General features: G+C 55.9%; 8 protein-coding genes and 2 tRNA genes. 4 read left to right on the top strand and 6 right to left on the bottom strand.

Annotated features, from left to right (window positions below):
* Positions 1 to 3 precede the first annotated feature (3 nt).
* Positions 4 to 420, top strand: a complete 417-nt coding sequence (gene sufE / locus BN2591_RS04560) for a cysteine desulfuration protein SufE (RefSeq protein WP_086869404.1) — start codon at positions 4 to 6, stop codon at positions 418 to 420.
* A gap of 101 nt (positions 421 to 521) precedes the next feature.
* Positions 522 to 1,538 carry a L,D-transpeptidase LdtE gene (gene ldtE / locus BN2591_RS04555; protein ID WP_086869403.1) on the top strand — a complete coding sequence of 339 codons (1,017 nt, stop codon included), beginning with the start codon at positions 522 to 524 and terminating at the stop codon, positions 1,536 to 1,538.
* 71 nt (positions 1,539 to 1,609) lie between these two features.
* Here ldtE and BN2591_RS04550 read toward each other — a convergent pair whose 3' ends face one another.
* The 3 genes from BN2591_RS04550 to ynhH form a co-directional block, all read right to left on the bottom strand.
* A complete protein-coding gene (locus BN2591_RS04550) occupies positions 1,610 to 1,846 on the bottom strand; it encodes a major outer membrane lipoprotein (protein ID WP_007374746.1) in 237 nt (78 codons plus the stop codon).
* 309 nt (positions 1,847 to 2,155) lie between these two features.
* Positions 2,156 to 3,568, bottom strand: a complete 1,413-nt coding sequence (gene pykF, locus BN2591_RS04545; protein ID WP_086869401.1) for a pyruvate kinase PykF — start codon at positions 3,566 to 3,568, stop codon at positions 2,156 to 2,158.
* A 14-nt stretch (positions 3,569 to 3,582) separates the two neighbouring features.
* Entirely contained in the window at positions 3,583 to 3,777 is a 195-nt protein-coding gene (ynhH, locus tag BN2591_RS24965; RefSeq protein ID WP_425268942.1) for a protein YnhH, read from the bottom strand.
* A 788-nt stretch (positions 3,778 to 4,565) separates the two neighbouring features.
* On the opposite strand from ynhH, the gene BN2591_RS04540 reads away from it, so the two are divergent.
* Positions 4,566 to 5,822 (top strand): autotransporter strand-loop-strand O-heptosyltransferase, encoded by a 1,257-nt coding sequence (locus tag BN2591_RS04540; protein ID WP_086869946.1) that lies wholly within the window; start codon positions 4,566 to 4,568, stop codon positions 5,820 to 5,822.
* Positions 5,823 to 5,853: 31 nt separating this feature from the next.
* Positions 5,854 to 12,657 (top strand): AIDA repeat-containing protein, encoded by a 6,804-nt coding sequence (locus BN2591_RS04535; RefSeq protein ID WP_086869400.1) that lies wholly within the window; start codon positions 5,854 to 5,856, stop codon positions 12,655 to 12,657.
* A gap of 162 nt (positions 12,658 to 12,819) precedes the next feature.
* On the opposite strand, the gene BN2591_RS04530 is transcribed toward BN2591_RS04535, so the two are convergent.
* The 3 genes from BN2591_RS04530 to mdtK all read right to left on the bottom strand — a co-directional run bounded on the left by BN2591_RS04530 (position 12,820) and on the right by mdtK (position 14,510).
* Positions 12,820 to 12,896 (bottom strand) — tRNA-Val (locus BN2591_RS04530).
* Positions 12,897 to 12,908: 12 nt separating this feature from the next.
* Positions 12,909 to 12,985: transfer RNA gene (locus BN2591_RS04525), tRNA-Val, on the bottom strand.
* A gap of 151 nt (positions 12,986 to 13,136) precedes the next feature.
* A complete protein-coding gene (gene mdtK / locus BN2591_RS04520; RefSeq protein ID WP_086869944.1) occupies positions 13,137 to 14,510 on the bottom strand; it encodes an MdtK family multidrug efflux MATE transporter in 1,374 nt (457 codons plus the stop codon).
* Positions 14,511 to 14,605 lie beyond the last annotated feature (95 nt).

The raw sequence follows: 14,605 nt of genomic DNA, 5'->3' as shown, positions 1-14,605 counted from the left end.
AAAATGGCCGCATTACCCGATAAAGAGAAACTGCTGCGCAATTTTAGCCGCTGTGCCAACTGGGAAGAGAAGTACCTCTATATTATTGAACTGGGACAGCGTCTACCGGAATTAAGTGCCGAAGCGCACAACCCGGAGAACATTATTCAGGGCTGTCAGAGCCAGGTCTGGATTGTCATGCATTGCAACGAAGCGGGCGTGATAGAGCTGGCTGGCGACAGCGATGCCGCGATTGTCAAAGGGCTTATTGCCATCGTCTTTGTGCTCTATCAGCAGATGACCGCGCAAGATATTGTGGCGTTTGACGTGCGCCCGTGGTTCGAAAAGATGTCCCTCACGCAACATCTGACCCCTTCTCGCTCGCAGGGTCTTGAGGCGATGATCCGCGCGATTCGCAACAAAGCAGCCAACATTAGCTAAACTTAAAAGACCATATTTCATCCTGTTACGACGCGAGGTGTTTAGCGCCTCGCTGGATCTTCAGCTTTCTGACACCTTGTCAGTGGATACAGGAACTTCCTATGAAACGCGCGTCTTTACTCTCCTTATGTCTTTTCGGCGCTTTAAGCGCACTCCAGGTGGCTCGTGCGGCAGAATATCCCCTGCCTGCCGATGGTAGCCGTGTCATTGGGCAAAACCAGACTTACACCGTGCAGGCGGGGGATAAAAACCTGCAGGCGATCGCCCGCCATTTCGACACGGCAGCCATGTTGATCCTTGAAGCCAATAATACGATTGCACCCGTACCGAGACCGGGCACGATCGTCACTATCCCCTCACAAATGATTTTGCCCGATACGCCGCGCGAAGGCATTGTGGTTAATCTGGCGGAATTGCGACTCTATTATTTCCCGCCGGGGAAAAACAGTGTGCAGGTTTACCCGATAGGTATTGGTCAACAGGGGCTGGAAACGCCGGTTTCGGTGACGCGAGTTAGCCAGAAGATCCCGAACCCGACATGGACACCGACTGCGGGCATTCGCGCGCGTTCATTAGCAAACGGCATTGAATTGCCGCCGGTGGTACCCGCAGGGCCAAATAATCCGCTGGGGCGCTTTGCGCTGCGTCTGGGGATTGGTAATGGTGAATATCTCATTCACGGTACGAATGCGCCGGACAGCGTTGGGTTACGGGTCAGCTCAGGCTGTATCCGCATGAATGCGCCGGATATTCAGGCGCTGTTTGCGCAGGTTGCGGCTGGGACGCGGGTGACAATCATCAACGAGCCGGTGAAATACACCGTAGAGCCTGACGGGCGGCACTTTATTGAAGTGCATCGTCCGCTGGCACAAAAAGTTGAAGAAAATACGCAGACGGTGCCGATCAACTTCTCTCCCGCGCTGGAGGCTTTTATCCACAGTGCTGGCGGTGATAGTGGCATGATTACGCAAGCGTTGAATCGTCGGGCGGGTTACCCGGTAGCAATTCCGGCCAGAACATCGGCGGTAGCGTCAAAAGAAAGCGTGTTATCGGTACAGAACAGGGTGAAAGGAACAACGGTGGATGCAGAAGCACAACAAGAGGCTATAACGCAGTAGACGAAAAAGAAGGGCATATTACAGGCAAAAAAAAATGGCGCACCGGGTGCGCCATTTCATTACAGGAACTCTTACTTACGGTAAGAGTGAGCCTGGTTGTCCAGACGCTGGTTAGCGCGAGCTGCGTCATCTTTAGCAGCCTGAACGTCGGAACGGATTGCGTTCACGTCGTTGCTCAGCTGGTCAACTTTAGCGTTCAGAGTCTGAACGTCAGAAGACAGCTGATCGATTTTAGCATTGCTGGAGCAACCAGCCAGCAGAGTAGAACCCAGGATTACCGCGCCCAGTACCAGTTTAGTACGATTCATTATTAATACCCTCTAGATTGAGTTAATCTCCATGTAGCGTTACAAGTATTACACAAACTTTTTTAGGTTGAGAATATTTTTTTGATGGGAATCCACTTAAATTTGATCGTTCGCTCAAAGAAGCATCGACTTTCAATAAAAGGTTAAAAAACGCGTGTTAAAACAGCGAGCTTCCATCGGATTCATCTTAGATAATGGCCAGTTTAAATAGTGAAATCCGATTGGATTTTTTATTTTAAATGGAGTCGAGAATATAAAAAAAGCGCCGCGAGGGCGCTTTTTTAATCAGTCCGAATTGTCCGGTTATTATTACAGAACGTGGACGGAAGCTGTGTTTGTGGTGCCGCTCGGAACCAGTGCGCCGGAAACCATAACCACTACGTCGCCTTTGCTTGCCAGGCCGCTGTCCAGCGCCACTTCTTTGCCCAGACGGTAGAAATCATCGGTAGAAGAGATCTCTTTCACCAGCTGCGGGATAACGCCTTTGCTCAGCACCAGCTGACGCGCGGTCACTTCGTTGGTGGTCAGCGCCAGAATGGTGGCATCCGGGAAGTATTTACGCACAGCGCGAGCAGATTTGCCGCCCTGAGTCGCAACAACAATCAGCGGCGCTTCCAGTTTTTCAGCAGTTTCAACCGCGCCGCGGCAAACTGCTTCCGTGATGCGCAGTTTACGGCTGTCGTTGTTGAAATCCAGACGGCTGGTCATCACGCGATCGGTACGCTCACAAATGGTGGCCATAATGGTCACCGCTTCCAGCGGGTATTTCCCTTTAGCGGATTCGCCAGAGAGCATCACTGCGTCGGTACCGTCGAGGATGGCGTTCGCCACGTCGCCAGCTTCAGCGCGGGTCGGACGCGGGTTTTTAATCATGGAATCAAGCATCTGGGTCGCAGTGATAACAACTTTGCGCGCGCGGATACATTTTTCAATCATCATCTTCTGCGCGAAGATCACTTCTTCAACCGGGATTTCAACGCCCAGGTCGCCACGCGCAACCATGATGCCGTCGGATGCTTCGAGGATTTCGTCGAAGTTGTTCAGGCCTTCCTGGTTTTCAATTTTGGAAATGATCTGGATATTCTCGCCGCCGTGCGCTTTCAGGTGCTCACGAATTTCAACCACGTCAGAACGTTTACGGATGAAGGACGCCGCAACAAAGTCGACGCCTTGTTCGCAACCGAAGATCAGGTCTTGCTTGTCTTTTTCAGCCAATGCCGGCAGGGCGATGGAAACGCCAGGCAGGTTTACGCCTTTGTTTTCACCGAGATCGCCGTTGTTCAGCACTTTACAGATAACTTTATTGCCAACGATTTCGGTTACTTCCATACCAATCAGACCATCGTCTACCAGTACGGTGTTGCCAACGCTCAGATCGTTGGTGAAACCTTCGTAGGTCACGGCAACAGTGTCCGCGTTGCCGACAACAGATTTGTCAGTGGTGAAGGTGAAAGTCTGACCTGCTTTCAGGGAGACGTCGTTGCCACCTTCCAGTTTGATGGTGCGGATTTCCGGACCTTTGGTGTCCAGCAGAATTGCCGCTTTTTTACCGGTTTTGCTCATCACGTTGCGCAGGTTTTTAATGCGCTGGCCGTGCTCAGCATAGTCACCGTGAGAGAAGTTTAAACGCATGACGTTCATGCCAGCGTCCAGCATTTTCGCCAGCATCTCTTCGGATTCGGTTTTCGGACCGATGGTGCAAACAATTTTGGTCTTTTTCATGACAGTTCTGGTCTTTAAGTTTGAGTTGAGAAGGATTGGGAATTTACGCTCCGGTTAGCGCACGGCTTCGGAGTCAAACCTGTGTTGCGAAAAGAGCGATGCCACAGTCTAAGGATAGGTGACATCAAAAAAGCGTGCAGAAGAATGTGTGCCTGAGATTCAGCCAGATCGGGGAAAAATTGATATGAGTAATTTGTTTTACAGTTCAATCAGCTGAATCCATTCAAATTAGGATGGCGGCATTATAGCGTCGACATTGGCAGAAAGGAATTAAAAACGCTGTTTCAAAATACGAATTTATCGTCATTATCGATTTGTTGTGTAACCGTTATCACATAATTGCGCAACCGTTGCGCAGACGGGTCAGCCTGTGGCCTGGCCATCGTGGCGATGTGAGCGAAATCTCCTTTGCGGCAACGTTATTACGCTGCTACGGCTACGCTTATTTATCTTCTCACTTGATGAATCATAAAAATAAACAATAAGATTGTTCTGTTTATTTCGCTGCGTAAAAGGGCGTAGCCCTTAATTAAATAAAAAGTGTGCGCCAGTTTGCTTTTTAATAATTGTCGGGACGACTTTTTTTTACTTCTCTCTGTCATCTCAGTGAGGCGGATATATCTGGGAAAGACTCCCTGGATGCGTGGAAATATATTTTATATTTCTGAATTAATATCACGTTTTTGCATGAAATTTGCTTTAAGGATAATCCTAAATTAGCTACTTCCGTTTGCAGTTAAGTGATTGTTTCTAATGTTTATTATAAATAAGGTGCGAAAGAGGGCAAAAACTAACTGGTTGATATTTCTGGAACTTAACTTTTAGAAAGAATTTGCAATAAAACGTCTTGTTACTACTCTTAATCGACTCTTGATGAGACTCGAAAAATTCATAAAAAATTTCGTTCCGGATTATTAACGCCGGAGGTCGGCTGGTGCCTGATTATTATTTATTGCCAGCCTTATTTAACGCGTTTACTCATGATGAAGGTTGGGTGATGACGACTTCCGCCGTTGTTGGGCAGGGATATGCTTTTATTCCGCCGCCAGAAATTCCGACTCAGCAGGGACCGATGGGTATCCTGTATGATTTTAATGACGGTGCCCGGTTATTGTTGCCAGCCGGTAACTGGCGGGTCGAAATAAGCGATGACGAAACGGGAAATATCCTCTTTGCCGACGATGTCGCGCAGGGCTGGGTGATCAGCACAAAAAAATATTATGTGCCGTTTCGTCTGCGGGTCTGGGACGGCGCCCAGCCGGAGCCCGTGCTGGATCACGTTCTGGATATGCGCGGCCAAACGGTACTGGTTTCATTTCCCGGTGGTACGCTGGGCGACCTCATTGGCTGGGTACCTTACGCTGAACGCTTTCGGCAGACGTACCAGTGCAACGTTTATTGCACCATGGCACAGCCGATCGTCGATCTCTTCAAACCGGTCTATCCGCAGCTCCATTGCGCTACTCCTGAAGAGTGGCAGGCTGGGCCGGGCATGAGCGAGCCGCCTTATGCCAGCTGGCGCGTCGGGCTGTTTTTTCATGGCGATCTCGACAAGCAGCCATTCGATTTTCGCGCCGTGGGTCTGCACCGCACCGCCGGGCATATTCTCGGTGTCGATCCCAAGGAAATCGTTCCGGATCTGCGCCAGCGCAGCGCGCGTCGTATCGCTGAACCCTATGTCTGCATCGCGACCCAGTCCACCAGCCAGGCCAAATTCTGGAACAACGGCAACGGCTGGCATGAAGTCATCGATTATCTGAAAGAGCAGGGCTACCGCGTGCTGTGTATCGACAAAGAGCGCGTGGTAGGTCGCGGTTACATCTGGAACAAAATCCCCCACGGCGCGGAAGATTTCACCGGCAATCTGCCCCTTGCTGAACGTGTGGCGCTGCTGGAGCACGCCGAATTTTTTATCGGCCTCGGCAGCGGTCTCTCCTGGCTTGCCTGGGGCTGTCGGATCCCGGTGGTGCTGATCAGCGGATTCAGCCTGCCGAACAGCGAATTTCATACCCCCTGGCGCGTCATCAATACCCATGTCTGCAACGGCTGCTGGGATGACGTGCGGTTCAATTTTGATCATCAGGACTATTTCTGGTGTCCGCGCCACAAAGGCACGGACCGGCAGTACGAATGCACCCGTTTTATCACTGGCAAGCAGGTTATCGGCCATCTTCGTCGGCTGATTGCCCTGCGAAGCAATCCCTTTGGCATCAAAACAACAGCATTGGCAGACCCCGATCAACATGCCGCCTGACGGATGAGAGACGGGTTTCGAGGACATAGAAATGAAAAAAAGTCTTAACTGCAGTTACCGGCTGGTGTGGAATGACGTTCAGCGGGCGTTTGTGGTGGTTTCAGAACTGACCCGAGCGAAAGGCAAGCGCGCTGGCGGCGCGGTATTGATCTCGGCGGCGGTGGGCGGCCTGTTCGCAAGCAGCGGGGTGATGGCGTTCACCCTTGACGTCACCGGTTCGACGCGCGATGAGGTGGTGCAGGAGGGCGTGCAGAATGTGCATCCTGGCGGGTTAACCACCAACCATACCATCACCAGCCGTGGCACCCAGATAGTGGCGGGCGGCCAGACTGTGGATACCCGTGTTCAGGACGGTGGTTCGCAGATTGTGCGCCAGAACGGTCAGACGACCGGCACCGTTGTCACTGACGGGACACAGATTGTTGAAGTGGACGGGACGGCAACAGGCACGCAGCTTAACAGCGGCGGCAAGCAGGCGGTCGCCGGCAGGGCTAATAACACCATTGTCGGTGCTGGCGGTGAGCAGACGGTGCTGGAAAGCGGACTGGCAAGCCAGACGATTATTAACTCTGGCGGCGTGCAAGCCGTCAACGGCAGTTCAGTCCAGGGCGTTATTAACACAGGCGGCATCCAGCTCATCAACGGCGGTGGTTTCTCTCAGGACGCGACGGTAAACAGCGGGGGTGTCCAGCACGTTAACGTCGGTGGTTCCGCTGCCGACACCGCTATTTTTGGCGGCGGTAATCAATTCGTGGCCGGTACGGTATCCGGTGCGCACCTTAACGACGGTGGCGCGCAACTGGTTCAGCAAACCGGCAAAGCTACCGGTACCATCATCAACAACCGTGGCACGCAGACGGTAGACGGCACCGCTATCTCCGCCGTTGTTAACGGCGGCGGTACCCAACTGGTGCATAGTGGCGCGCTGGCGGCGGGCACCATCGTGAACAGCGGCGGGGTTCAGCATATCAATCAGGGCGGAGCAGCTTCCGACGGCGTGGTGTTTGGCGGCGGCACCCAGGTACTGGCGGGGACTGCATCCGGCACCAGCGTCAACGACGGCGGTGCGCAACTGGTACAGGAAACCGGCAAATCTACCGGTACCATCATCAACAATCGCGGTACGCAGACCGTAGACGGCCAGGCCATCTCCTCGGTTGTTAATGCTGGCGGTACGCAGCAGGTTAACCGTGGGGGGCTGGCGACAGGCGGCGTAGTGAATACCGGCGGTCTGCAGCATATCAGCCAGGGCGGTGCAGCATCCGATGCCATTCTGCTCGGCGGCACTCAACTGGTGGAAGGCACCACCTCCGGCACCATTATTAATAATGGCGGATTGCAGCAGATCCACGCCAGCGGCACGAGCAGTGATGCGGTGGTTAACGCCGGCGGTGAACAGGATGTGGACGGCGTCTCGTTCTCCGCAGAAGTGAACGACGGCGGTCTGCAGAAAGTGCGCAGCGGTGGAGCCGCTACCAGCGCGGTGATCAACAGCGGCGGTATTCAGAATGTGCTCTCAGGTGGCTCAACTGCCTTCACGACACTGTTGGGCGGTATTCAGCAACTGGCGGGCGTGGCGGCAGATACCATTATCGGTGCCGGCGGCGTACAGCACGTTCAGGTAGGTGGCAGCGCCAGTGGATCGCTGATCAATGAAGGCGGCCTGCAACGTGTGGACGGCACGGCTACCTCATCGGTTATCAATGACGGCGGAGCCCAGCTGGTGAACCGCGGCGGCCTGGCGGACAACGCGACGGTTAACAGTGGCGGCCTGCAGCACATCAATGAAGGTGGCGCTGCATCCGACACCACGGTGTTTGGCGGCGGTAAGCAAGTTGTTGCCGGTACGGCCTCTGGCACCAGTATCAATAACGGCGCTTACCAGCTTGTGCAGGTCACCGGTAAAGCCACCGACACCATCATCAACAGCGGTGGCACTCAGGCGGTGGACGGCACAGCGATCGCCGCCGTGGTCAACGATAGCGGGGTGCAGTTGATCCACTCCGGTGCGCTTGCTACGGACTCGCTGGTTAATTCTGGGGGGCTGCAGCACATTAACGAAGGCGGCGCTGCCTCGGATGCGCTGTTGTTTGGCGGTACTCAGATTGTCGAAGGTACGGCATCCAATACCCGTGTGGATTCAGGCGGCGTGCAGCAGGTTCACGTTACCGGCAAAACCATCGACAGCAAAATCTATGACGGCGGTTTCCAGGATGTTGACGGCACGGCTAACGGCACGATCGTCTACACCGGCGGTAAACAGCTGATCCGCAGCGGCGGTCATGCGAACGATACTCGCGTCGATAAAGATGGCGTGCAGATTGTGCGTGCCGGCGGCGCGGCCTCAAAAACGACGCTGCTGGGCGGAACGCAGCAGGTCGCGGGTATGGCAGGCGATACCGTTATTGGCGACGGCGGCATTCAGCACGTCCAGGTCGGCGGCATTGCCACGGGAGCGCTTATCAACAGCGGCGGCCTGCAGCGCGTTGACGGCTCGGCGACCTCCGCCGTGGTGAATAACGGTGGCGTACAGCTGGTGAACAGCGGTGGGCTGGCCGCTGGCTCTATCGTCAATAGCGGCGGTCTGCAGCACATTAACCTTGGTGGCGCGGCGTCTGATGGCACCATCTTTGGCGGGGGTAAACAGCTGGTGGCAGGGACCGCGTCCGGGACCAGCATCAGCGATGGCGGTCTGCAAATCGTGCAGGCTACCGGCAACACCTCCAGTACCCAAATCAACAGCGGCGGTGTGCAGAGTGTGGACGGCAGCGCCACCTCATCCGTGGTACGCAATGGCGGTATCCAGTTGGTGAATAACGGTGGCCTGGCGGCAGGCACCGCCGTTCACAGCGGCGGTCTGCAGCACATCAACCTTGGTGGCGCTGCATCTGATGGCACCATTTTCGGCGGCGGTAAACAAGTGGTGGCGGGCACGGCGTCCGGCACCAGTATCAACGATGGCGCTTATCAAATTGTCACAACCACCGGCAAAGCGACCGGCACCCTCATCAATAGCGGCGGTGTACAGAGCGTTGATGGCAACGCGACCTCGGCCGTGGTGCGTAACGGCGGCATCCAGCTAGTGAATAAAGGTGGTCTGGCGGCAGGCACCACGGTGAACAGCGGCGGCCTGCAGCACATCAATCTCGGCGGCGCGGCGTCTGACGGCACCATCTTCGGCGGCGGCAAACAGCTGGTGGAAGGTACTGCCTCCGGTGCCAGCGTGAACGATGGCGGTACGCAACTGGTGGCAGGGAGTGGTAAAACCACCGACACCCATATCAACAGCGGTGGCGTACAGAGCGTAGATGGTACGGCTATCTCGTCCGTGATCAATAACGGCGGTCAGCAAATCGTCAATTATGGCGGCTTGGCTGCCGGTTCGATCGTGAATAACGGCGGGGTGCAACACATTTCCGCTGGCGGTGCGGCGTCTGATGGTACGGTGTTCGGCGGTGGTACCCAACTGGTAGAAGGTTCGGCTTCCGGCACCAGCATCAGCGACGGCGGGGTGCAACTGGTAACCAAGAGCGGCCAGGCCAGCGGCACGCTGATTAACAGCGGTGGCGTGCAGCGCGTGCACGGCCAGTCGTTCGACGCGGTGATTAATAACGGCGGTGCGCAGATCGTGGATCCGTATGGCTGGGCACGCCAGAGCGTCATTAACGCCGGCGGGACGCAGATCCTGAGTAACGCTGCGGTGGCAATCTCCACCGTCTTGAACGGCGGTGCGCAGTACGTCAACAACGGCGCGAAATCTTTCGCCGCGCGACTGCTCGGCGGTACGCAGAATATCGGCAGCGGCGGGCAGGCCTTCGAAACACGCGTCGAGAAGGGGGGCGTGCAGAACGTTAACGCGGGCGGTTACACCTACGGCGGCACCATCTTTACTGGTGGCAGACAAAACGTTGCCGCCGGTGGCGTCACCGATTTTACTTTTGTCGATGGCGGCCTGCAGGTGGTTGACGGTACCTCGATTGTCAGCATTGTGAAAAACGGCGGACGTCAGGTCATCAACAAAAATGCCAATGCTGAAGTCTCTGTGGTGATTGATGGCGGCATTCAGGAAGTCTTCGGCACTACCACCGGATCGGAAATCACCCGTGCGGAACAACGTATTTTTAGCGGGGGTTCAGCCACTTCTACCGTGCTGAGCGACGGGGCGATACAGGGTATTTACGACGGCGCAGTGGTGACCGATACCCGTAACCGCAACAGCATCCAGAATGTGTACAGCGGTGGGCGCGCGGAAAACAACCTGATGGATGATTTCGCCGTACAAAACATCGCCGCAGGCGCAACGGCGGTGAACACCTCGATGATCAACTCCAGCCAGCAGAACGTGCGCGGCAGCGCGGTGGATACCGATCTTTCCGCGAATGCCGTGCAGAACGTCTACCGCGGCGGGACCGCCACGCGCACGGCGATCTACGAACGCGGAATCCAGAATATCTATAGCGGGGGTTCATCGGTCTTTGCCACCATCCAGGCTGGCGGGATCCAGAACGTGCTGAACGGCGGTACCGCGACCAGCACCACCATTAACGGTGGCGGTACCCAGAACGTCAACAGCGGCGGGACGGTGATCTCCACCATTATCCGTGAGGGCGGGATCCAGAACGTCAATGACGGGGCGATCGTTATCGACAACAAGGTGGTTGGCGATCAGGTGGTTAATCAGGGCGGCACTGTCGCCTCGTCCACCGTCAGCGAAAACGGTACCCAGAGTGTCACCTTTGGCGGCACGGCGATTGCCACTACCGTCAGCAAAGGCGGCGCCCAGTTCGTGCGTGCCGGGGGCGTGGCGGATCTGACGGCTATTGAGCGCGGCGGCATGCTGGCGCTGGAAGATGGTGCAACGGTCACCAATATCAATCTCAATAGCGGCGCAGCGTTGATGGCGGGCACCGATACCACGCTCAACGGCACCAACGCGCTTGGCAGCTTCTCTATTGCCAATAAGGTTGCGGAAAGCGTGCTACTGGAAGGCGGCGGTCTGCTGTCGGTTGCCGCTGACGGCAGCGCCAACAACACCGTAGTAAGCGAGAACGGTACGCTGAGCGTCGCCGAGGGCGGTATGCTGACTGGGGTCACTAAAGTCAACGATGGTGCTACGCTTGCCGGTAATGTTAACAACAGCGGCGAACTGCGCATCACCACTGATAGCAGTGCCAACACCGTCAACGCGGCCATCAATGGTAGCGGTACGCTGTATAAAGAAGGTGATAACACGCTGACCCTGAGCGGCGCGCTTAATCAGGCGGGCGGTACCTATCTGCAGAGCGGTACCCTGGTATTCAGCGGGCTGGATGCCGTGACCGATATCATCGCTCAGCGCGGCACCTCGCTGCAGCTGACCAACGGTACCACGCTGACCGGGATGATCGACCCGACCGATCTCACCGTCGATGCCGGTTCAAGCTGGCTGATGACCGCAGACTCCCTGCTCAATAACCTGACGCTGGGCGGCTCGATCGATTACCAGGCACCGACCGGGACGTTCGTTCCGAAAACCCTGACCGTTACCAACCTGGTAGGCAATGGCGGCACCATTACCCTGAACACTCTGTTTACCGGTAATACCGCAGTGAGTGACAGCCTAGTGCTGGACGGCGGCACCGCCACTGGTAATACGCAGATTGCCATTCGTAGCCAGGGTGGCCTGGGGGCACGTACCACCGGCAACGGCATTCAGGTGGTGAATGCCATCAACGGCGCGACCACGACCGATGATGCTTTCAGCCTCAACGGCAGCCTGCAGGCCGGTGCGTATAACTACACCCTGCAACAGGGCAGCGCCGACGAGAGCTGGTATCTGACGACTGCGGAAGCGGGTGGCAACGAGAACGGCCCGCAAAACTACCGTTCGGCGACGTATCTCTATAGCTCCGTCTATGCGCAGGCAATGGACTACGACAGTGCGCTGCTCGGCTCGCTGGATGCCCGTCGCTATGCGGCGCGTACCGCAGCCGAAAGCGGTAGCAACATGTGGGCGCGTTTCCAGGCCGGTCAACTGAGCCACGATCACGGCGGCAACGACCTGCGCAGTGGCAACACGCCGGATAGTAAAGGCGGCTATACCTTCCTGCAGATCGGTAGCGATCTGTGGCAGGGAGCGGCCTCTACCATGGAATGGACTGTTGGCGTGTACGGTGCGGCGGGGCTTTCTGCCGTCGACGTGCAGCGCAACAACAAGTCCAAAGCCGGTACGGTACGCGACGACGCTTACAGCGGTGGTCTCTATCTCAACGGCGTGCATGAGAGTGGCTGGTGGATGGATGTGGTGGCCCAGGGGACGCGCCACAACTTCGATACCAACCCGCGCGATGGCGACGGTCTGAAAACCCATGGCTGGGGCTACGTTGGCTCCTTCGAAACCGGTCTGCCGTTTGAGATCGGCGGCGGCCTGGTGCTGGAACCGCAGGTGCAGTACCAGTATCGCGGCGTGAACCTGAAAGATGGCAATGATGACGTCGCAGACGTGAAGTTCGGTGACGGCCACAGCCAGCAGGTGCGTGCCGGTCTGCGTCTGGGCAACAACGCGACGCTGAAAGAGACAGGCAAACCGGTACCGGTAAGCTGGTGGGTGCGTCCGTCCTTCATCCAGACTTTCGACTCGAAGGGTACGCTGAACGTCAGCGCGCCGGGCGTAGCAGGCAGCGAGGTCGCGTTCAATCCGGATCAGGACGGCACCGCCGCGTCGCTGGATGTTGGCATCGACGGCCAGATCCGCGATAACGTTACCCTCGGCGTGCGCGCGGGTTACACCCGGAGCATCGACGACGCAGGCACTGGCGGCTACGGTGGTCAAATCACGCTGAAAGTCGGCTTCTGATAACCAGGCTGTAATACGAAAAGCCGCGCCGCAGGGTGCGGCTTTTTTTATCAGGTATTTGCAGCATATGGGGAAGGTCGCTTTATCAGGGGCGCTTACGCGTGACGGTGATTTTCATGATGAGATGAAACAAGAGGAATAAATGCTGAGAAAAACTAAGAATGGTGCGTCCGAATGGACTCGAACCATCGACCCCCACCATGTCAAGGTGGTGCTCTAACCAACTGAGCTACGGACGCACTGAAGAGGAATGGTGCGTTCAATTGGACTCGAACCAACGACCCCCACCATGTCAAGGTGGTGCTCTAACCAACTGAGCTATGAACGCAGTGTTGTGGTTGACAACGGGGACGAATATTAGCGGCAGGCCGGAGATGTGGCAAGTGGAAAATGGCAAATTTCTCACGCAATTCACTCGATTGCGGAACAACTAACCAAAACGCGGTGAAAGTAGCCGCCAGCGGGCGGCTACTGCGGTTTTAACGTGCGGCGCGCTGCAAAATCAGCGCAGAAGGCTGGCGTTGCAGGAAACGCATCCGCAGCATCATCATTATCGCCGCTGACGTCAGGCCAATAATAAAGCCCATCCAGAAGCCTGCTGGCCCCATTCTGTCGACCACTAAATCGGTTAACGCCAGCGTGTAACCCACCGGTAAACCCAGCACCCAGTAAGCTATAAAGGTGATAAAAAAGATCGAGCGCGTATCTTTATAGCCACGCAGGATACCGCTGCCAATCACCTGAATGGAGTCGGAGATTTGGTAAATCGCCGCCAGCAACATCAAGTGCGATGCCAGCGTCACGACCTCTGGATTATCGTTATAGATCAGCGCGATATGTTCACGCATTAACGCGGTAAAAATCGCTGTTAATGCCGCCATGCAGATACCGACAATGAGTCCCGTGTGCGCTGATGTTTTTGCATCAAGCGTTGAGCCTTGCCCAAGGCGAAAACCGACGCGAATTGTCACTGCGGCAGCCAGTGACATCGGCAGAACGAACATCAGCGAACTGAAATTAAGCGCGATCTGATGTCCGGCGACATCGACAATACCCAACGGCGAAACGAGCAGCGCCACCACGGCAAACAGCGTCACTTCGAAAAAGAGTGCCAGCGCAATGGGAAGCCCGAGCTGGGTCAGGCGTTTTAACACCGCGAAGTCCGGTTTGGCAAAACGTTGCATGGCTTGAATATCACGCATCGCGCGGGCGCGTTTGACGTACAGGCGCATGCAGAAAAACATCACCCAATAGACGGACGCTGTCGCCACACCGCAGCCCACGCCGCCGAGTTCGGGCATACCGAAATGACCGTAAATAAAGATGTAGTTCACCGGGATATTCACCAGCAGGCCGACAAACCCCATCAGCATACCCGGGATCGTGCGGGCGAGGCCTTCGCACTGATTACGCATCACCTGGAAAAAGAGATAGCCTGGCGCGCCCCACATCAGCGCACGCAAAAACCGCACAGCTTTATCCGCCAGTTGCGGGTCGATGTTATGCATGGCGTAAATAATATGACCGGCATTCCACAGCACAATCATGATCAACACCGCCACCAAGCCCGCCAGCCAGAACCCCTGGCCAACCTGATGGGCGATTCTGTCGCGACGTCCGGAACCGTTTAACTGGGCAATCACCGGCGTCATTGCCAGCAGCAGGCCGTGGCCAAACAGAATGGCGGGAAACCAGATTGACGTCCCGATTGCCACCGCCGCCATATCCGTGGCGCTGTAGCCACCGGCCATGACCGTATCGACGAAGCCCATGGCTGTCTGGGCGACCTGCGCGAAAATAACCGGCACGGCGAGCGCCAGTAACTGACCCGCTTCTCTTATATACTTCTGCACGCGAACACCTTTTATCTTGTTGTTATAAATAAGAAAGGAACGACTAATCAGGAAGGAGTTTTTCCTTGTGCTAAAAAGGATGCCGCACAGCGATG

The organism is Kosakonia pseudosacchari (genome assembly GCF_900184035.1).
In the GTDB taxonomy this organism is placed as follows: domain Bacteria; phylum Pseudomonadota; class Gammaproteobacteria; order Enterobacterales; family Enterobacteriaceae; genus Kosakonia; species Kosakonia pseudosacchari.
Note: the sequence above shows the minus strand (reverse complement) of the source record. Positions and strands in the feature narration are given on the sequence as shown.

Bases quoted from the DNA above. Each gene is read 5' to 3' on its own strand.
- sufE (WP_086869404.1), top strand. From the start codon at position 4: ATGGCCGCATTACCCGATAAAGAGAAACTGCTGCGCAATTTTAGCCGC.
- ldtE (WP_086869403.1), top strand. From the start codon at position 522: ATGAAACGCGCGTCTTTACTCTCCTTATGTCTTTTCGGCGCTTTAAGC.
- BN2591_RS04550 (WP_007374746.1), bottom strand. From the start codon at position 1,846: ATGAATCGTACTAAACTGGTACTGGGCGCGGTAATCCTGGGTTCTACT.
- BN2591_RS04540 (WP_086869946.1), top strand. From the start codon at position 4,566: ATGACGACTTCCGCCGTTGTTGGGCAGGGATATGCTTTTATTCCGCCG.
- pykF (WP_086869401.1), bottom strand. From the start codon at position 3,568: ATGAAAAAGACCAAAATTGTTTGCACCATCGGTCCGAAAACCGAATCC.
- BN2591_RS04535 (WP_086869400.1), top strand. From the start codon at position 5,854: ATGAAAAAAAGTCTTAACTGCAGTTACCGGCTGGTGTGGAATGACGTT.